This is a genomic window from Dactylosporangium sp. NPDC051485, from assembly GCF_040682015.1.
Taxonomy (GTDB): domain Bacteria; phylum Actinomycetota; class Actinomycetes; order Mycobacteriales; family Micromonosporaceae; genus Dactylosporangium.
Map to the genome: position 1 here is coordinate 26,779 of NZ_JBFAZW010000090.1, position 18,595 is coordinate 45,373.

The 18,595-nt window shown below is 73.6% G+C and carries 14 protein-coding genes and 1 pseudogene; 8 read left to right on the plus strand and 7 right to left on the minus strand.

Annotation, left to right across the window (positions count from 1 at the left end; translation table 11 throughout):
• Positions 1 to 142: 142 nt before the first annotated feature.
• Positions 143 to 2,047 (plus strand): DUF4118 domain-containing protein, encoded by a 1,905-nt coding sequence (locus AB0M46_RS37785; protein ID WP_363344273.1) that lies wholly within the window; start codon positions 143 to 145, stop codon positions 2,045 to 2,047.
• Between the two features lie 59 nt (positions 2,048 to 2,106).
• Here the strand turns inward: AB0M46_RS37785 and AB0M46_RS37790 are convergent, their stop codons facing one another.
• From AB0M46_RS37790 to AB0M46_RS37805, 4 genes are all read right to left on the minus strand, one after another.
• Entirely contained in the window at positions 2,107 to 2,952 is an 846-nt protein-coding gene (locus AB0M46_RS37790; RefSeq protein ID WP_363344275.1) for a fumarylacetoacetate hydrolase family protein, read from the minus strand.
• A 77-nt stretch (positions 2,953 to 3,029) separates the two neighbouring features.
• Positions 3,030 to 4,139: a glycoside hydrolase family 19 protein gene (locus AB0M46_RS37795; RefSeq protein ID WP_363344277.1), complete on the minus strand. Its 1,110-nt coding sequence runs from the start codon at positions 4,137 to 4,139 to the stop codon at positions 3,030 to 3,032.
• Between the two features lie 124 nt (positions 4,140 to 4,263).
• Positions 4,264 to 4,947, minus strand: a complete 684-nt coding sequence (locus AB0M46_RS37800; protein ID WP_363344279.1) for an FCD domain-containing protein — start codon at positions 4,945 to 4,947, stop codon at positions 4,264 to 4,266.
• A 367-nt stretch (positions 4,948 to 5,314) separates the two neighbouring features.
• The gene (locus tag AB0M46_RS37805) at positions 5,315 to 7,216 is read right to left on the minus strand and encodes an aconitate hydratase (RefSeq protein ID WP_363344299.1); all 1,902 of its coding nucleotides are present in this window, start codon (positions 7,214 to 7,216) and stop codon (positions 5,315 to 5,317) included.
• Between the two features lie 98 nt (positions 7,217 to 7,314).
• Between AB0M46_RS37805 and AB0M46_RS37810 the strand changes: the two genes are divergently transcribed.
• A complete protein-coding gene (locus AB0M46_RS37810; protein WP_363344281.1) occupies positions 7,315 to 8,289 on the plus strand; it encodes a cellulase family glycosylhydrolase in 975 nt (324 codons plus the stop codon).
• Positions 8,290 to 8,299: 10 nt separating this feature from the next.
• Positions 8,300 to 9,718 carry a glycosyltransferase family 2 protein gene (locus AB0M46_RS37815; RefSeq protein ID WP_363344283.1) on the plus strand — a complete coding sequence of 473 codons (1,419 nt, stop codon included), beginning with the start codon at positions 8,300 to 8,302 and terminating at the stop codon, positions 9,716 to 9,718.
• Positions 9,719 to 9,724: 6 nt separating this feature from the next.
• Here AB0M46_RS37815 and AB0M46_RS37820 read toward each other — a convergent pair whose 3' ends face one another.
• The 3 genes from AB0M46_RS37820 to AB0M46_RS37830 are packed head-to-tail and all read right to left on the minus strand — an operon-like array spanning position 9,725 to position 12,961.
• Positions 9,725 to 10,375, minus strand: a complete 651-nt coding sequence (locus tag AB0M46_RS37820; protein WP_363344285.1) for a response regulator transcription factor — start codon at positions 10,373 to 10,375, stop codon at positions 9,725 to 9,727.
• Positions 10,372 to 12,303, minus strand: a complete 1,932-nt coding sequence (locus tag AB0M46_RS37825) for a sensor histidine kinase (RefSeq protein WP_363344287.1) — start codon at positions 12,301 to 12,303, stop codon at positions 10,372 to 10,374. Before AB0M46_RS37825 ends, AB0M46_RS37820 begins: the two co-directional genes overlap by 4 nt.
• 10 nt (positions 12,304 to 12,313) lie before the next feature.
• Positions 12,314 to 12,961 carry a hypothetical protein gene (locus AB0M46_RS37830; protein WP_363344289.1) on the minus strand — a complete coding sequence of 216 codons (648 nt, stop codon included), beginning with the start codon at positions 12,959 to 12,961 and terminating at the stop codon, positions 12,314 to 12,316.
• Positions 12,962 to 13,117: 156 nt separating this feature from the next.
• Here AB0M46_RS37830 and yidD point away from each other — a divergent pair, with 156 nt between their 5' ends.
• The 5 genes and pseudogenes from yidD to AB0M46_RS37855 form a co-directional block, all read left to right on the plus strand.
• The gene (gene yidD / locus AB0M46_RS37835; protein ID WP_363344291.1) at positions 13,118 to 13,537 is read left to right on the plus strand and encodes a membrane protein insertion efficiency factor YidD; all 420 of its coding nucleotides are present in this window, start codon (positions 13,118 to 13,120) and stop codon (positions 13,535 to 13,537) included.
• A 110-nt stretch (positions 13,538 to 13,647) separates the two neighbouring features.
• Positions 13,648 to 15,042 (plus strand): cytochrome ubiquinol oxidase subunit I, encoded by a 1,395-nt coding sequence (locus tag AB0M46_RS37840; RefSeq protein WP_363344293.1) that lies wholly within the window; start codon positions 13,648 to 13,650, stop codon positions 15,040 to 15,042.
• Positions 15,043 to 15,059: 17 nt separating this feature from the next.
• On the plus strand, positions 15,060 to 16,064 hold the full coding sequence (cydB, locus tag AB0M46_RS37845) for a cytochrome d ubiquinol oxidase subunit II (protein ID WP_363344295.1): 1,005 nt from the start codon (positions 15,060 to 15,062) through the stop codon (positions 16,062 to 16,064).
• Between the two features lie 73 nt (positions 16,065 to 16,137).
• Positions 16,138 to 17,772 (plus strand): thiol reductant ABC exporter subunit CydD, encoded by a 1,635-nt coding sequence (cydD, locus tag AB0M46_RS37850; protein ID WP_363344297.1) that lies wholly within the window; start codon positions 16,138 to 16,140, stop codon positions 17,770 to 17,772.
• A gap of 245 nt (positions 17,773 to 18,017) precedes the next feature.
• Positions 18,018 to 18,595: pseudogene (locus AB0M46_RS37855) on the plus strand (thiol reductant ABC exporter subunit CydC); the annotation flags it as partial.

An 18,595-nucleotide genomic window follows, 5' to 3' on the forward strand; every position in this document is an offset into this window, starting at 1 on the left:
GTTCGCGGCACCTGGACCGCCACGAGTCCTGCGTTTGGTGCCCACCGCCCTAACATCAATGAGTTGGAGTAGTTGCCTCCGCTCGCCGGCTCTGCCTGCCCAGCCACGGTGGAACCGACGTGTTCGACAAGAGGACCGACTGATGCACGGACGCCTCGCATCGTGGCTGGTACGGCTGAGTCCGCCGCCGCTCGCCATGGGGATCGCGGTCGCCGCTGGGTTCATCGTCGTGGAAACCCTGCTCGTGTACCCGCTCCGGCAGTTCGCTCCCATAGGTGCCCTGGCCATCATCGCCTACCTGCCCGGCGTGCTCGTCGTCTCCACGGTGTGGGGCTTGTGGCTCGGCGCGGGGACGTCGATCGTCAGCGCGCTCGTCTTTGACTTCTTCCACACCCCGCCGATCGGGCGCTTCGACACGGAGGACTGGCGGGACTGGCTCGGGCTCTCGGTGTACCTCATGATCGCGGGGGTCGCCAGTTCGCTGGCGCAGCTGGCCCGCACGCGGGCGGTCGAGACCATCGAACGGCGCCGGGAGGCCGACGCGGTCGCCGAGCTGACTCGGCTGATTCTCGGCGCCGACGATGTGCGCGCGGTCCTTCCGGAGGTCTCGGACCGGATCGCGCACGCCATGCGGCTGCCGTACGTGGAGATCGAGCCCGGCGCGGTGCCGCCACGCGAGGGCCGGGTCCAGCTGCCGTTGCAGCCGGGTGCGCTCGTCGTGCCCGCGGGTTTGCCGGACCGTGTCATGAGGCGCCTGCGGGACGGGGTGGTGCCCGGGCTGGCGACGGTGTTGCGGGCCGGCAGTTCGCTGCAGGCGAGCCGGGCCGACCTGCAGGCGCTGCTCATGCAACAGGCGGCGCTGCGGCGGGTGGCGGAGCTCGTGGGCCACGGCGTCGACCCCGCCGAGCTCGCCGCCGCGGTCGCCACCGAGGCGGCCGAGCTGTTCGGCCCGGACGCCACCCGGGTGATGCGCAAGGAGGGGCCGAACTCGGTGACCGTCGTCGCCGAGTACCGCACGACAGGAGTCGAGCCGATGCTGGGCAGGCGGCTCGACGGCTCCGGCGGCGTCACGGGGCTCGTGCTGCGCGACTCCCGCCCCGCCCGCATGGACTCGTACGAGGGCGCCCGGGGCGCGCTCGCCGACCTCGCCCGCGCCGAGGGCATCCAGGCCTCCGCCGGCGCGCCGATCATCGTCGACGGCCGGGTCTGGGGCGTCCTTGCCGCCCTGTGGTGCGATGCCGGGCCGCCGCCACGTGGCATCGAGCACGAGCTCGCCCGGTTCACCGAACTCGTCGCCACCGCGATCGCCAACACCGAGAGCCGTGCGGAGCTCACCGCGTCACGCGCCCGGCTCGTCTTCGCCGCGGACGAGGCCCGCCGCGGCATCGAACGCGACCTCCACGACCGTGTGCAGCAGCGGCTCGTCTCGCTCGGGCTCGAGTTGCGCGTCGTCGAGGCGCTGGTCCCCGAGGAGCTCGGCGAGCTGCGATCCCGGCTGTCGGACACCGCCGCGGGGCTGTCCGTCGCCTTCGACGACCTCCAGCGGATCGTCCGCGGCATCCATCCGGCGCTGCTCTCCCAGGGCGGGCTGGTCTCGGCGATCAAGGCGCTCGCCCGCCGTTGCCCGGTCCCGGTGGCGGTCCGCGGCCGGCCGGATCGCCCTCTGCCGGGTCATGTCGAAGTCGCCGCCTACCACGTGGTCTCCGAGGGACTTGCCAACTCGGCCACGCACGCCGACGCCTCCGAGATCGACGTGGAGCTCGATATCGTTGCCGACGCATCGGCGCCGGACGGATCAGCACAGGGCGAGGTCCTCAGCGTGACCGTCCACGACAACGGCACCGGCGGCGCGGATCCGTGTCGGGGCTCCGGCCTGGCCGGCGTGCGCGACCGCGTCGAGGCGCTCGGCGGCACGCTGACGCTGACCAGCCCCGTCGGCCACGGCACGTCGCTCACCGTGAAGCTGCCCATGGACGGCCAGGGCCGGCAGGGCACGGAGGTCGACCGGTCATTCGGTGCGACGCGCTCGTCGGCACCGACGCCCTGACCGAACAGGGACGGCGAGCAGCCGGTGGGGGAGCGCGCCGGGCTCGCCCCCCGCTGTGGTCACACCAGGGTTTGGCGCTGGCGGCCCAGTCCTTCGATCTCCAGCTCCACGACGTCGCCCGGGCGGAGGTACGGCTGGCCGGGCAGGCCCATGGCGACGCCCGCCGGGGTGCCGGTGTTGATGACGTCGCCAGGGTACAGAGTCATGAACTGGCTGAGGTACCACACCACGTGCGGCACGTCGAAGATCATGTCCGCCGCGCGCTCGTCCTGCCTCGGCTCGCCGTTGACCCAGGAGCGCAGCCGCAGCGCGGGCACGTCCAGCCCGGCGGCCGGCACCAGCCAGGGGCCGAGCGGGTTGAACGTCTCGCAGTTCTTGCCCTTGTCCCACTGCCCGCCGCGCTCGAGCTGGAACTCCCGCTCGGAGACGTCGTTGGCCACGGCGTACCCGGCGATGTGCCGTTCGGCGTCGGCGGGGCTCTCGAGGTACCGCGCCGGGCTCCCGATGACGACGGCCAGCTCGACCTCGTAGTCCGTCTTGGTGCTGGCCCGCGGGATGCGCACCTCGTCGTCGGGCCCGACCACGGTGTCCGCCGCCTTCATGAACACGACCGGCTCGGCCGGCGGCTCGGCCCCGGACTCGGCGGCGTGCCGCGCGTAGTTCAGCCCGATGCAGACGATCTTGCCGATGCCGGCGACCGGCGGGCCGTAGCGCAGGCCCGTCGCGTCCCCGAGCCGCGGCAGCGCGCCGGCGGCGAGGGCCTCCCGGACCCGCTCGATGCCGCCGCCCGCGAGGAACGGCCCGTCGATGTCGGCGGTGAGGCCGGTGAGGTCGAAGGCGGCGCCCTCGTCGTCGATGACGGCGGGGCGCTCGCCTCCTTCGGGCCCGATTCGGCAAAGCTTCATGCCGAGGACCCTAAACCGCAGAGGTCAAGTGGACAAGCCAATCGACCGTGCGTTCCTTGGTTCCTTGGTTCCTTGGTTCAGCAGGTGAGGTTGCCGCCGGCCGGGACGCCGAGGATGCCGACGAACTGGTTGTAGAGGTTCACCCGGCTCTGCATCTGCGCGGTGTTGCCGCCGTTGCACTCGATGCTGTTGATCGCCCGGATCGTGGTGCCGAAGCCCTGGCCGTTCACCATCGCGTTGTGCGACGTGGTGCCGGCGTTGCCGGTGCCGGTCATCCAGTACCACAGGCCGGTCTGCCAGGAGATCGACGAGTTCGTGCCCACCAGCTCCGGGTTGTTGAGCAGGTCGACGCCGAGCGCGTCGCCGGCCGCCTTGTAGTTGAAGTTCCAGCTCAGCTGGATCGGGCCGCGGCCGTGGTACGCCGACTGGCCGGCCGGGCAGCCGTACGGCTGGCTCCGGTCGCAGTAGTTCGGCCAGGCCGCGGTGTTGATCTCGTTGATGTACACCAGGCCGCCGGTCTCGTGGCTGACGTTGGCCAGGAACGCCGCGGCCTCCTGGCGCTTGACGGTGTCGCTGCCGGTGGTGGCGAACGCGGGGTACTTCTGCATGGCGTCGGTCAGCCCGGCGTACGTGTAGAACGAGTTGCGGCTCGGGAACATCTGGTTGAACTGGGCCTCGCTGACCACGAAGCCGCCGGTGTTGCCACCGCCGCCCCCGCCCCCGCCCCCGCCCCCGCCGCCGGTGCCACCGCCGCAGGTGTACGGCGACCAGTACCAGGTGCTGATGGTCGGGTCGTAGCCCGGGTTGTCGTGCGTGGCCTGGTAGTACTGGCCGTTGGTGTACCGCACGATCGCGCCGGTGACGTACGACTGGCCGGCGACCCAGTTCGGGTAGTTGCACGTGCCCGTGCCACCGCCACCGCCGGTGCCGCCGCCGCAGCTGCCGTTGTCGGCCCAGACGCCGGAGCCGCCGGTGCTCGGGACCTCGTGCTGGGTCCACCACTTGGCGGTCCAGTTGTGGCCGTTGTACGAGGCCTGCATGCCGCCGGTGTACACCGTGGCGTCGGCGTACGCGGGCGCGCAGGCGGCGTCCGCGTGGGCGGCGGCCGTGGGCAGGATGGCGGCCGTGGCGGCGGCGATCGTCAGGCCTGCCGTGGCCAGGAGTGCGAGGAGTCGTCTTTTGGGCATGGGGTGGCTACCCTCCCGTGCGCGTACTGATCGAGGGATGGACATCTGTCCATCTCAATTAGTAAACAAGACTTAGTTTTTTGTAAATAGTGTTACCTGATTACGCTGCGCAAGCTCGGCGCCCTTACGTAACGGCGCTTCCGCGCGCGACGGCGGCGATCCGTTCCAGGTGGGCGGCCATCGCCGCCCGCGCGCCGTCGGCATCGCCCCGCTCGATGGCGCCCACGATCGCCGCGTGCTCGCTGGCGGTCCTCGGCAGGACACCGGGCGCGGCCGCGGTCAGCCGGCGGCTCTGCGCGCCGAGGGTGGCGAGGGTCTGCAGCATCGTGGCGAGCAGCGCGTTGCCGGCGGCCCCGGCGATGAGCCGGTGCAGCTCGGTGTCCGCGGCCACCGGATCCGGCCCGTCGAGCGCGGCCCGCATCGCCGCCACGTCCGCGGCCCCGGCCCGCTGGGCCGCCAGGGCGGCGAGCGCCGGCTCCAGCAGCAGCCGCGCCTCGAACAGCTCGTCGATCGTGCGCTCGTTGAGCGCCATCACGAACTGCAACGGCTCCAGCAGCGCCGCGGTGTCCAGCGACGCCACGAACGTCCCGGCGCCGTGGCGGCTCTCCAGGATGTTGAGGCTGACCAGCGACCGGATCGTCTCGCGCAGGGTGGGCCGGCTGATCCCGAGCATCTCGCTGAGCTCGCGCTCCGCGGGCAACCGCTGCCCCGGCCGCAGCCGGCCGTCCACAATCATCCGCTGGATGCTGCGCACCGCGTCGGACGCCGCCGAGCTGCGCCGCAGCCGCTCGAACCCCGGCGCGTCCACTCCAGTCACTGTACCGGGCCGCCCGCGTCGAGTCCTGACGCCCGCACACGGGTTGGCTGCCACGCAACTGCACGGCGTACGCACCGTGCCCGCTCCCGGTCTGCGTGGATCATCGTTGCCATATGCACGGTGTTAGGGAGACGCATGAACAAGGTAGGACGAATCGTTCTCGGCGGGATTGTGGCTGTCGCCTTCATGGCGGCGGCAACGAGCGCCCCCGCCGCGGCTAGCGCCACCGCCGAGCCGGCGGTCGCACTGCGGGCCGCTCCGAGTAAGGCACCAGGACCCTGGTCCAGCAGCGGCTGCCGGTGGAGGAGCCCCGGCTGCCGTTGGGCGTGACAGCACCCCAAGCGCAGCTCGGTAACCGCTATCCGGCGGCGCGGAAGGTGGGGATGCGGCCGCCGGCCAGGATCAGGTCGACCTGGCGCGGGGAGAGGCGGTGGCGGCAGCGGATGGTGCTGCCGCGGGTCGCGTTGCGGACCTCGATGTCGTGGTCGTTGCGGAGCGCGTCGGCCACGCCGGGCAGCTCCAGGCGGTCGCCGGTGGCGGGGATGTCGGAGTCGTCGCCGTACTCCAGCGGCAGCACTCCGAAGTTGACCAGGTTCTGCCAGTGGATGCGGGCGTAGGAGCGGGCCAGCACCAGCCGCAGGCCGAGGGAGCGCGGGGCCAGCACGGCGTGCTCGCGGGAGGAGCCCTGGCCGTAGTTGCGGCCGGCGACGATTGCGTGGGGGTGTTCGGCCCGCTCGACGTAGCCGGCGTCGACGCGGCGGAAGGTGAACTCGGCGAGCTTGGCGATGTTGCTGCGGAAGGGTAGCGCCTCCGCGCCCGCCTGCAGGATCTCGTCGGTGGAGATGTCGTCGCCGACCACGATGGCGACGCGAGCCGCCAGGTCGGCGGGCATCGGGTCCAGGTCGGGCAGGGAGCCGATGCTCGGCGCCTTGTCCAGCTCGGCCGGCTCGTCGGTGGGGGGCTCCAGCATCGCCCGGTTGACCGCGGAGCGCGACGGCAGCGACAGCGCCGGGTAGTCCATGCCCAGGGTGCGCGGGTCGGTGATCCGGCCGGTCAGGGCGGCGGCCGCGGCGGTCTCCGGGGAGCACAGCCAGACCCGGTCGTCGGCGGTGCCGGAGCGGCCGGGGAAGTTGCGCGGCATCGTGCGCAGGCTGTTGCGGCCGATCGCCGGGGCCTGGCCCATGCCGATGCAGCCCAGGCAGCCGGTCTGGTGCAGCCGGGCGCCGGACTGGATGAGGGTCATCGTCGCGCCCATCGCGGTCAGGTCGGCGAGGGTCTGCCGCGAGGACGGGTTGACGTCCAGCGACACCTGCGGGTGGGCCTGCCGGCCGGCCAGGATCGCGGCCACGACGGCGAAGTCGCGCAGGCCCGGGTTGGCCGACGAGCCGATGACCGCCTGGTGTACGTCGGCCCCGGCGACCTCCTGCACCGCCACCACGTCGCCGGGCGATCCCGGGCGGGCGATCAGCGGTACCAGCGCGGACAGATCGATCTCGTCGGTCACGTCGTAGCCGGCGCCGTCGTCCGCCCCGAGCCGCGTGAAGTCCTCCGCCCGGTCCTCGGCCTCGAGGAACTCGCGGACCCGGTCGTCGGCGGGGAACACGCTCGTCGTGGCGCCCAGTTCGGCGCCCATGTTGGCGATGACGTGGCGGTCCATGGCGGACAGGCCGGCCAGGCCGGGGCCGTGGTACTCGATGATGCGGTGCACCCCGCCGGCCACCCCGTGGCGGCGCAGCATCTCCAGGATCACGTCCTTGGCGCTCACCCACGGCGGCAGCTCGCCGGTCAGGCGCACGCCCCAGATCTCGGGCATGACCAGGTACAGCGGCTCGCCGGCCATGGCCATCGCCACGTCCAGGCCGCCGACGCCGATGGCCAGCATGCCCAGCGAGCCGGCGGCGCAGGTGTGCGAGTCGGAGCCGGCGAGCAGCTTCCCGGGCACGCCGAAGCGCTGCATGTGGGTGGGGTGGGACACGCCGTTGCCGGGCTTGGAGTACCACACGCCGAAGCGCCGGCAGGCGGAGCGCAGGAACAGGTGGTCGGCCATGTTGCGCTCGTCGGCCTGCAGCAGGTTGTGGTCGACGTACTGCACCGACTCGGTCCGCACCCGGTCGATCCCCAGCGCCTCGAGCTCCAGCATGACCATCGTGCCGGTCGCGTCCTGGGTGAGCGTCTGGTCGACCCGCAGGGCGACCTCCTCGCCGGCCGCCGGGTCGCCGCCGGCCAGGTGGGCGTGGATGAGCTTCTGTGCGACGTTCATCGCCACGGTTGCCACGCTACTGCGGCCAGGTACGCTGGCCGCCGCCGACGCCCGACGAATGGGGATTCATGCGGAAATCAGCGGTTATCGTGGGTCTGATGGTGGTCGCCGCGCTCGTGGCTCTCGCGTTGCACAGCCGGCCCGCGCCGAAGGGCACGGCCACGCACGCCACGCACAAGGGCCTGCACGTGAAGGGCGCACAGATCGTCGAAGGGGACGGCAAGCCGTTCGTCATGCGCGGGATCAGCCACCCGTACGCCTGGTACAAGGCCCAGAGCGGGGTGTACGCCGACGTCAAGCGGCTCGGGGCCAACACGCTGCGCGTGGTCCTCGACGGCCGGGTCACGGCGGGCGAGGTGGCGGACATCATTGCCCGCTGCAAGGCTAACCGGCTGATCTGCGTGCTGGAGTACCACGACACCACCGGCCACGGGGAACAGGACGGGTCCGTCGGCCTCGACGAGGCCGCCGACTTCTGGGCCGGGCTGCGGCCGGTGCTGCAGGGCCAGGAGGACTACGTCGTGGTCAACCTCGGCAACGAGCCGTACGGCAACACCGGCGCCGAGGCCTGGACCGCCGCGACGGAGGCGGCGATCGCCCGGCTGCGCGCCGCCGGCCTCGGCCACCTGCTCATGGTCGACGCGCCCGGCTGGGGCCAGGACTGGAAGGGCGTCATGCGCGGCAACGCGCCGGCCGTGTTCGCGAGCGACCCGCGGCACAACGTCGCGTTCTCTGTGCACATGTACGGCGTGTACGACACCGCCGCCAAGGTGACCGGCTACTACGACGCGTTCCACCGGGCCGGCCTGCCCCTGGTGGTCGGCGAGTTCGGGTGGAAGCACACCGACGGCGCCGTCGACGCCGACGCCATCATGCGCGAGGCCGCCGCCCGCGGGATCGGCTACCTCGGCTGGTCGTGGAGCGGCAACACCGGCGGCGTGGAGTACCTCGACGCGGCCACCGGCTTCGCCGCGGACCGCCTGACGCAGTGGGGGAGGCGGCTGTTCGACGGCCCGGACGGTATCCGGGCCACGGCGCGGGAGGCCGAGGTGTACGCCGCCCAGGCCGGGTAGATACCGCGGCGTGGAGCGATCGGAGGAGCTGCACCGCCGGCTCGCCCGCTGGAGACCGACGTACCTGCCCCTGATCCTGTCCTTCGTCGTCGTCGTGTTGGGCGACCTGTGGCTCACCGGGTCGTACTCCGGCCGGCTCGGCTGGCCGCTGACCGTGGTCTGGACATGGCCGCTCTTCACCACGCTGACCGGCATCGTCGGCATCCGAAGAACCCGCCGGGCCCTGCGCGAGTCGCACGAGCGCTGGTCCGACGGCGCCCCGGTGCCAAGCGGCGAGCAGCTCATCGTCGCGGTGCCCACCGTCGGGCGGCACGACACCTACCCGGCGCTGGAGCGCTCGGTGCGCTCGTACCTGAGCCACCTGCCGGACCGCTTCCCGCGGCTGCGGGTCGACGTCGTCGTCGACGAGGGCTGCGAGGCGGCCGGGCCCATCGCCGACCTCGCCGCGGGCAGCGACAAGGTCCGCGTGGTGACCGTGCCGGACGGCTACCGCACCCCGAACGGCACGCGGTTCAAGGCGCGTGCCACCCACTACCTGGCGGAGCAGCGCAGCCGGGAGGGGGAGGCGCGCGACGACGTGTGGGTGCTGCACATGGACGACGACACCGGGGTCGGCCCGGACACGGCCCTGGCGATAGCCCGGTTCGTGGCGGAGCAGGCGCAGGCCGGGCCCGAGCGCAAGCACCTGGCGCAGGGGATCCTGACGTACCCCCGCGAATATGCGGCGAACCGCCTGACCTGGCTCGCCGACTCGGCCCGCCCGGCGGAGGACGTCGGGCGTTTCTCCGCCTGGACCGGTGGCGGCACGCCCCGGGCCGGCGTGCACGGCGAGCTGCTGCTGGTGCGCGCCTCGATCGAGGCGAGCATCGGCTGGGACTTCGGCCCTCGCAGCCTCGTCGAGGACGCCCAGTTCGCGCTGCTGTTCAGCGCCCGCTACGAGGGGCGCAGCGCCTGGTTCGCGGGCCGCTGCTACGGCGCCTCACCGGCCAGCATGCGCGACTTCTTCAAGCAGCGGGAGCGGTGGTCGTGGGGGCTGGCCGGGCTGGTCTTCAACCGCTCCCTGCAGCTGCGCAACCGGCTGCTGCTGGGCTACTCGGTCATCTCGTGGGTGATCGGGCCGTTCCAGAACGTGGCCGTGGTCATGCTGCTGGCCTTCCTCGTCGCGGACCGCAACACCTCCCCGGTGACGAACATCGTCATCCCGCTGTGGGCGCTGAACATGGCGTACGTCATCTGGATGTACTGGGAGGGCCTGCGGGTCAACGCCGCGGTCTCCGAGAACGGGCGCCGCCGCTGGTGGGAGCCCTTCGCCGTGATCGCGCTGATCCCGGTCTTCGGCCTGATGGAGGGGCTGTCGGGGCTGCGTGGCTTCGTGAAGTTCGCCCGCCGGTCCGAGAACAAGTTCCAGGTCATCGCGAAGCCGTCATGAGCCGCCTCAGTCGCCGGTGAGCCCGGCCTCGCGGGCCAGGACGATGGCCTGGGCGCGGTCGGCCACCTGCAGCTTGGTGAAGATGTTCGACACATGGTTGCGCACGGTCTTCTGGCTCACCCCGAGCCGCTCGGCGATCTGCGGGTTGGTCAGGTGCCGGGCGATGTGGGCCAGGATCTGCCGCTCCCGCTGGGTGAGCTCCGGGAACGGGTCGGGGGCGGTGCGGTCCAGGGCGGCGAAGTACCCCATGAGCCGGGTCGCGATGGCCGGCCCGAAGATCGCCTCGCCGTCGGCGACCACCCGGATCGAGCGGATGATCTCCGACCGGCGGGCGCCCTTGAGCACGTAGCCGCGGGCGCCGGCGCGCACCGCGGCGAAGACCGAATCGTCGTCGTCGGCCATGCTGAGCACCAGGACCCGCACGTGCGGCATGTCGGCGGCCATCCGCGCGGCCGCCGCGATGCCGCCCATCCCGGGCATGACCAGGTCGAGCAGGACCACGTCGGGCTGCAGCCGGGGCAGCGCGGCCAGGGCCTCCTCGGCGCTGGCCGCCTCGCCGCACACCTCGACCTCGGCGCTGGTGGCCAGCAGGGCCCGCAGCCCGGCCCGGAACTGCTCGTGGTCGTCGACGACGAGGACCCGCACCGGCTCGCTCACGGGTTCGCCGCCATCGGCAGCCGCGCGGACACGCTGGTGCCGTCGCGCGTGGACCTGACGGTCAGCTCGCCGCCGAGCTCCGCGGCCCGCTCCCGCATCGAGTGCATCCCCACCCCGTCCGTTCCCGGCCGCGTGCCGCGCCCGTCGTCGCTGACCGTCAGCCGAAGCCCATCCTCGACCAGAGCGAGCCGCAGGTGTACCGCACCCGCCCCGGCATGCCGGCGGGCGTTCGCGAGGGCCTCGACCGCGATCCGGTACGCCGCCACCTCGGTCGCCGCCGGCAGCGGCCCCAGGTCGTCGGGCGCGTCGAGCCGGACCCGCGGCCCGGCGGGCCAGCCGGCCAGGTGCGCCCGCAGCGCGCCGACCAGCCCGAGCGTGTCCAGGGCCGGCGGGCGCAGCCCCTCGACGAGCCGCCGCACGTCGGCGACCGCGGTCTGCGCGTCGGTCACGATCTCCTCCAGCAGCCGCCGCGCCTCCTCGCCGCCCACCTCCTGGGCCGCCTCGGCCCGCATGGTGAGGCCGGCGAGCGTCGGCCCGAGCCCGTCGTGCAGGTCGCGGCGCAGCCGGCGGCGTTCCTCCTCGCGGGCCACGACGAGCTGCTCGCGGGAGCGCTGCAGGGCCGCGGAGTAGCGCACCGCCTGCACGGCGACGCCGATCGGCCCGGCCAGGTCGGCCAGCAGCCGCCGGTCGCGCCGGCCCAGGGTCGCCTCCCCGGGCCGCGGGCCGAGCCGCAGCGCGCCGACCGGCTCGCCCCCGGCCACCAGCGGCAGCGTGACCGGGTCGGCCGGCCGGGTGCCGAGCTCGTAGAGCGGGCCGCCGTCGACCTCGACGCCGACGTAGGACAGCCGCAGCGCCTCCCGGACCGTGCCGGTCGCCGTGGCCAGGATCGCCCCCGGGTCGGGCACGGCGGCCAGGCGCTCGCCGAGCCGGGTGAGCACCGTGTACGGGTCGTCGCGTTCGCCGTACACCAGGAGATTGACCCGGCGCTGCACCCACTCCCGCAGCCCGCCGAGGACCAGCGCGGCGGCCACGGCGGCGAGCACCGACGACGCGCCGAGCGCCCCGACGGCCAGCAGGTAGGCGCCGCTCACCGCCGCGGTGAGCACGGCGAAGGCCGCGGTACGGCTGATGAGCAGATCGATATCGAAGAGCCGGTGGCGCAGCACGGCCACCCCGACGCCGGCCGGGATGAGCGCAATGGCGAGCCCGTCGGCCACGTCCCAGGCCGCCCCGTCGACCGGCCAGACCCGATGCGGCTCGCCGTCGAGCAGCCCGGTGGCCAGCCGCGCCAGCACGACGAGGGCGACGATCCCGCAGGTGTACGCCAGCCAGCGCGCCTGCTGCCGGGGCACCCGGTCGAGCCCGCGGGCGCGCAGCACCACGCCGGCCGCCCCGGCCACGAAGACCAGGGCGGCGGCGAGCGTGAACGCCTTCTCGGCCACCGGCGCGACCCCGGCCATCGCGGCCACGCCGAGCGGGTTGGCCGGCGCCGCGGGCCGCACCTGCTCGTTGACCCCCGGCCGCAGCGCCCCGGTGAGCGCGGCCGCCGCCGCCAGCCCGAGCAGTCCGCGCACCGGCCACCGCCACCACCGGGCCGGCCGCCCGTCGGGGAAGTACGCGGGCAGCAGCGCGAGCCCGAGGTTGGCCGGCACCCACAGCCACGTCTGCGGCCAGGCGAGCGCCCGGACCCCGGCCACCGCGGCCTGCCCGCAGCACTCCAGCACCGCGAACGACAGGCCGCTGGTGAGCAGCAACCGGCCGACCGGGTTTCCGGGCCGCCGGGCGGCGATGAGTGCGCCGGCGACCGCGCACGCCGCGACCGCCGGCAGGTACGCGACCTCCCCGGCGGGCGCGTCGTTGCGCACCGCGAGCCAGGCGGCCACCCCGGCCAGCACCAGCCCTGCGGCACCCAACAGCCACGCCCTCATCGGCTGCACGTTAGACGACCGCCGCCCGCCCGCGGCCGCCGAACGCGAACCCCAGCCCGGCGACGAACACCCACACGGCGCCGGGGAAGAGGGCGCCGTACTGCGCCGGGAACACCTGCGTGGCCGCGACGAGCACCGCGCAGATCCCGCTGACCGCGCCCAGCCACCGGCTCGCCGACCCGTGCCGCAGCCCGCCCACAGCCACCGCCGCGGCCGCGATCCCGGCCCCGGCCCACAGCCACGGCAGCGTGTTGTAGACCTCGATCAGCGCGGCGATCGTGTCGGGGTCCCAGCGCTGCGGCTCGCCGAGGGCCCAGTACAGCTCGGTGCTGATGCCGCCCCCGACGAGCAGCAGCACGGCGACCAGCCCGACGCCGCCCGCGGCGACCGCCGGCACCAGCCCGCCGGCCGGCTCCTGCGCCGCGAGGTGCCGGCGCAGCCCGGCCGCGAAGACGACCAGCAGCGCCGCCACCGCGAAGCAGATCGCCTGGGTGGCCCAGACGTACCCGCGCTGGCCGCTGACGGCCGCCACCACCAGCGCGTTGTCCTTGATCCCGTCCCCGACCTGCGCGGTGAGGTTGCTGCAGATGAAGAGGCCGACCAGCCCGGCGAGCCCGCCGAGGGCCCCGGCGAACGCCCATGTTCTCGAAGAAGTCATGCCGGCACTGTCCGGCCGGGCCGCCCCGGGCCGCAGCGTCCGCCTGTCCCGGCCGCCCGGGAACGTTGTCCCGGTGATCGGGCCGCTTGCCGCAACCTGCCTGATCCTTGACAGCAGCATTGATCTATCCGGTGGTACCTCTGCAAAATGCGCTGCGTGGAAACGGGCGAGACAGCGCACAGGCGCCGGTGGTGGAACGACTGGACCGGCTGTGACGTCAGCGGGTGCAACGGCTGCGACATCCCCGGGTGCGACGGCTGTGACGTGCCCGGATGCGACTGCAACTTCCTGATGTTCACCTCGCTGCTGTCGGCGATGGCGATCGCGGCGCCGACCCGGCCGCCGCGGCGCTCGGCCAGCGGGCCGGGGCGGGCCGGGATGGTGGCCATCCGTGGCTACCAGCGCTTCCTCTCGCCGCACCTGCCGACGCGGTGCCGGCAGGTGCCCTCGTGCAGCAACTACGGCCTCGAGGCGGTGCGCCGCTACGGGCTGGTGGTCGGGTCGCGGCTGACGGCGGCGCGGATTCGCCGCTGCAACCCGTCGACGCCGCGGGGGACCCACGACCCGGTGCCGTAGCGGTTTGGCCATGGTCTGGCCGCTCCCGCGGCCCTGCGGGTCCTGAGGGCCCGGCGCGATGGGACTTTCGGCCCTGCTGTCCCGTTCGGCTCGGCAACAGAATCGCTGGCATGAGCGCCCTCGATCTCGCGCGGTGGCAGTTCGCGATCACCACCGTGTACCACTTCATCTTCGTGCCGATCACCATCGGCATGTCCGCGCTGGTCGCCGGATTACAGACCGCATGGGTGCGCACGGGGAAGGAGAAATACCTCAAGGCGACGAAGTTCTGGGGCAAGCTGTTCCTGATCAACTTCGCCATGGGCGTCGTCACCGGCATCGTGCAGGAGTTCCAGTTCGGCATGAACTGGAGCGCGTACTCACGCTTCGTCGGCGACATCTTCGGCGCCCCGCTCGCGATCGAGGGCCTGCTCGCGTTCTTCCTGGAGTCGACCTTCCTCGGCCTGTGGATCTTCGGCTGGGACCGCCTGCCCAAGCGGGTGCACCTGGCCACGATCTGGCTGGCCGCGATCGGCACGCAGCTGTCGGCGTACTTCATCCTGGCCGCGAACTCCTGGATGCAGCACCCCGTCGGCTACACCATCGACGCCGAGCGCGGCCGGGCCCAGCTCACCGACATCGGGGCCGTGCTCACCAACAGCACCGCGCTGGTCACCTTCCCGCACACGATCACCGCCTGCTTCCTCACCGCCGGCGCGGTGCTGCTCGCGATCAGCTCCTGGCACCTGCGCCGCGGCAACCAGACCGACGTGTTCCGCCCCGGCCTGCGCCTGGGCGCCTGGGTGGTGCTCGTGGCCGGCGTCGGCGTGCTCATCACCGGCGACCTGCAGGCGCGCATCATGACCGAGCAGCAGCCGATGAAGATGGCCGCCGCCGAGGCGCTCTACGACACCAGCAAGCCCGCGTCGTTCTCGGTGTTCACCATCGGCTCGCTGGACGGCCGCGAGGAGGTCGCCAGCGTGCGCATCCCGTCGCTGCTGTCGTTCATGGCCACCGCCGACCCGCAGGGCGAGGTCGAGGGCATCAACGACCTGCAAAAGCAATACCAGCAGCAGTACGGCGACGGCGACTACGTGCCGTACGTGCCGATCACCTACTGGTCGTTCCGCCTGATGATCGGCTTCGGCGCGCTCGCCATGGCCGTGGCCGCGATGGCCCTGTGGTTCACGCGCAAGGACCGCGCGCCCCGCAACCGCTGGCTCTGGCTGGCCGCGCTGTCCACCGTCGCGATGCCGCTGCTGGCCAACTCCTTCGGCTGGATCTTCACCGAGGTCGGCCGCCAGCCCTGGACCGTCTTCGGCCTGTTCAAGACCTCCCAGAGCGTGTCGCCGTCGGTCTCCGCGGCGTCGGTGGCGACCTCGCTGATCGTGTTCACGCTGCTGTACGGCGGGCTCGCCGTCGTCGAACTGATGCTCATGGTCAAGTACGCCAAGGCCGGCGCGCCCGAAATTGTCGTACCCCCCGACCAAGATGAAGCCGACCGCCCGCTCGCGTTCGCGTACTGAGAGAGGAGGCACTCGTCATGGCACTCACCACCGTCTGGTTCGCGCTCATTGCCGTGCTCTGGTGCGGCTACTTCCTCCTCGAGGGCTTCGACTTCGGCGTCGGCTTGCTGCTGCCCGTCCTCGGCAAGGACGAGCGCGAGCGCCGCCTGCTCATCAACACCATCGGGCCCGTCTGGGACGGCAACGAGGTGTGGCTGCTCGTCGCCGGCGGCGCCACGTTCGCGGCCTTCCCGGAGTGGTACGCCACGCTCTTCTCCGGCTTCTACCTCCCGCTGCTGCTCATCGTCGTGGCGCTGATCCTGCGGGGACTGGCGTTCGAATACCGTGGCAAGATCGACAGTCCACGGTGGCGGCGCCGCTGGGACGCGGCCATCGTCGGCGGCAGCCTGGTCCCGTCGATCCTGTGGGGCGTGGCGTTCGCCAACATCGTGCGCGGGGTTCCGCTCGACGCCCATCACGAGTACGCCGGCAACCTCTTCACCCTGCTCAACCCCTACGCCCTGCTCGGCGGCCTGACCACGCTGTCGCTGTTCGCCCTGCACGGCGCGGTGTTCCTGGCCCTGAAGACCGACGGCGACATCCGGCACCGCGCCGGCGCCCTGGCCTGGCGCCTGACCGTCCCGGCCGTCGCGCTCGCCGCCGCCTTCCTGCTGTGGACCCAGCTGACCCACGACGACGCGTGGGGCTGGGCGCTGTCCGCCGCGGCCGCCGCCGCCCTGCTGGCCGCGGTCCCCGCTGTGCGGGCCCGCCGCGAGGGCTGGGCCTTCGTGGCCACCGGGGCCACCCTGGTCCTGGCCGTGGCGGCCCTGTTCGTGACGCTGTTCCCGGACGTCATGCCGACCACCCTGGACGGCGGCGCGAGCCTGACGGTGACCAATGCGGCGTCCTCGCCGTACACCTTGAAGGTTATGACCTGGGTCGCCGCCTGCTTCACCCCGATCGTGCTGGGCTACCAGTCCTGGAGCTACTGGGTCTTCCGCCGGCGCCTGCGCGTCGAGCACATCCCGGCGGCCCACCAGTGACCCGGCCGTCCGCCCGCCCGGTGCGCCGGGCGGCGCGGCCCGGCCCGCCGGGCGCGGCACCGGCGGTGCGGCGGTGAAGCCGCTGGACCCGCGGCTGTTGCGCTACGCCCGGGCGGCCCGCTCCTACCTGGCCCTCTCGGTCCTGCTCGGGGCCGCCCTCGCCGGCCTGCTGGTCGCGCAGGCGACGCTGCTGGCCGACGCGATCGCCGACGTCTACCTGCACGGCGCAGACGTGCGGCGCATCGGTCCCACGCTCGGGGCGCTGGCCGCGGTGACCGCCGCCCGGGCCGTGCTGGCCTGGGCCCAGGAGGCGGCGGCCACCCGGGCCGCCGCCGCGGTCAAGCGCCAGCTGCGCTCCCGCCTGCTCGCCCACGTCGCCGCGCTCGGCCCGGCCGCGGCCCCGCCGAGCGGCGAGGTCGCGACGCTGGCCACGCGGGGGCTGGACGCGCTGGACGCATACTTCGCGCGGTACCTGCCGCAGCTCGTCCTGGCCGCCCTGGTCCCGCTGATCCTGCTGGCCCGCATCGCCCCCGCCGACCTGATCGCGGCCGGCACCATGGCGCTGACGCTGCCGCTCATCCCGGTCTTCATGGCCCTGGTCGGCCTGCAGACCGAGGCCGCCAACCGGCGCCAGTTCCGCCTGCTGAGCCGCCTGTCCCACCACTTCCTGGACGTGATCGCCGGCCTGCCCACCCTGCGCGTCTTCGGCCGCGCCCGCCGCCAGGCCGAGGTGATCGCCCAGATCAGCGCCGACCAGCGCCGCGTCACCATGCGCACGCTGCGCCTGGCGTTCCTGTCCTCGCTCGTCCTGGAGCTGCTGGGCACCCTGTCGGTCGCCCTGGTCGCCGTGGGCATCGGCCTGCGCCTGGTCGACGGCCACCTGTCCCTGGCCACCGCCCTGCTGGTGCTGATCCTGGCCCCGGAGGTGTATCTCCCGCTGCGCCAGGTCGGCGCCAACTACCACGCCAGCGCCGAGGGCCTGGCCGCCGCCACCGACGTCTTCACCATCCTGGAGACCGAGCCCGCGGCCCCGGCCGCCGGTGCCGCGCCGCCGCCGGTCGGCGAGATCCGCTTCGAGGACCTGGTGGTGCGCCACCCGGGGCGGCCGGCCCTTCCGCCGTTCAGCGCGGTCGTGCGGCCGGGCGAACTGGTCGCGCTGACCGGCCCGACCGGCTGCGGCAAGTCCAGCGCCCTGTCGGTGCTGATGGGGTTCACCACGCCGGCGTCCGGCCGCGTCACCGTCGACGGCCTCGACCTGTCCACGGTGGACGCCGACGCCTGGCGGCGCCGGGTCGCGTGGCTGCCGCAGCGCCCGTGGCTCTTCAGCGGCACGATCGCCGACAACATCCGCCTCGGCCTCGCCGACGCCGAGGACGCCGCGGTCCGGGAGGCCGCCCGCCGGGCCGGCGCGCTGGAGTTCATCGACGAGCTGCCCGACGGCCTGGCGACCCGCCTCGGCGACGACGGCGCGGGCCTGTCCGCCGGCCAGCGGCAGCGCATCGGCCTGGCCCGCGTCTTCCTGCGCGACGCGCCACTGGTCCTGCTCGACGAGCCCACCGCGGGCCTGGACGCGGCCACCGAAGCGGCCGTGATGTCCGCCATCCGCGAGCACGCCGCGGCCCGCACCGTCATCATGGTCGCCCACCGCCCCGCACTGCTGGCCCTCGCGGACCGCGAGATCCCCCTGACCCCTTCGGCGGTGTCCTGATGACCGACCTTCTCCGCGACCGCCCATCCCCGTTGGACCGCCCATCCCCGGCCGGTCGGCCCGCCGAGGGAGCTCCGGCCGCCGGCGCCACGAGGGCTGGGGCTGCGACGGCTGGTGGTGCGGCGCCCCGCCTTCCGGACGGGGACGTCCCGATGGCTCGCTACTCGCGCACAGGCCTCCCGGCTGGGGAGGCTGAGCGCGCCGGCGTCCCGGTGGCCGAGGCCGCGGGTGGCGGTGTTGGGGTGGTGGACGGGTCGCGCGGGGACGGCTCGGCGGCTGCCGGTGGGCGCGCGGGGCGCCGGCGGCGGGCCTGGGCCGAGGCGGCGGCGCTGGTGCGGCCGGCGGCGGGGCGGCTCGGCGTCGCGCTCGTGGCCGGGCTGGCCGCGGCGGGGGCGGCGGTCGGGCTCATGGCCACGTCGGCGTGGCTGATCTCGCGGGCGGCGCAGCATCCGCCGGTGCTGCACCTCATGGTGGCGATCGTCGCCGTGCGGGCGTTCGGGATCGGGCGGGGCGTCATGCGCTACGCGGAGCGGCTGGCCGGCCACGACGCCGCGCTGCGGATGCTCGGGGCGCTGCGGGTGCGGGTGTTCCAGCGGCTGGTGCCGCTGGCGCCGGCCGGGCTGCGCGGGTTCCGGCGCGGCGACGTGGCGGTCCGGCTCGCCGCGGACGTGGACGCCGTGGTCGACCTGGTGGTCCGGGTCTTCCTGCCGATCGCCGTGGCGGCGGTGACCGGGCTGGCGGCGGTGCTGCTGGTCGGCGCCCTCGTGCCGGCCGCCGGCGCCGCGCTCGCCGTGGGACTGGTCGTGGCCGGCGTCGGGGTGCC

What these genes read in the sequence shown, in the direction of transcription:
- AB0M46_RS37785 (WP_363344273.1), top strand. Translation starts at nt 143, where the DNA reads ATGCACGGACGCCTCGCATCGTGGCTGGTACGGCTGAGTCCGCCGCCG.
- AB0M46_RS37790 (WP_363344275.1), bottom strand. Translation starts at nt 2,952, where the DNA reads ATGAAGCTTTGCCGAATCGGGCCCGAAGGAGGCGAGCGCCCCGCCGTC.
- AB0M46_RS37795 (WP_363344277.1), bottom strand. Translation starts at nt 4,139, where the DNA reads ATGCCCAAAAGACGACTCCTCGCACTCCTGGCCACGGCAGGCCTGACG.
- AB0M46_RS37805 (WP_363344299.1), bottom strand. Translation starts at nt 7,216, where the DNA reads ATGAACGTCGCACAGAAGCTCATCCACGCCCACCTGGCCGGCGGCGAC.
- AB0M46_RS37810 (WP_363344281.1), top strand. Translation starts at nt 7,315, where the DNA reads ATGGTGGTCGCCGCGCTCGTGGCTCTCGCGTTGCACAGCCGGCCCGCG.
- AB0M46_RS37825 (WP_363344287.1), bottom strand. Translation starts at nt 12,303, where the DNA reads ATGAGGGCGTGGCTGTTGGGTGCCGCAGGGCTGGTGCTGGCCGGGGTG.
- AB0M46_RS37830 (WP_363344289.1), bottom strand. Translation starts at nt 12,961, where the DNA reads ATGACTTCTTCGAGAACATGGGCGTTCGCCGGGGCCCTCGGCGGGCTC.
- AB0M46_RS37840 (WP_363344293.1), top strand. Translation starts at nt 13,648, where the DNA reads ATGAGCGCCCTCGATCTCGCGCGGTGGCAGTTCGCGATCACCACCGTG.
- cydB (WP_363344295.1), top strand. Translation starts at nt 15,060, where the DNA reads ATGGCACTCACCACCGTCTGGTTCGCGCTCATTGCCGTGCTCTGGTGC.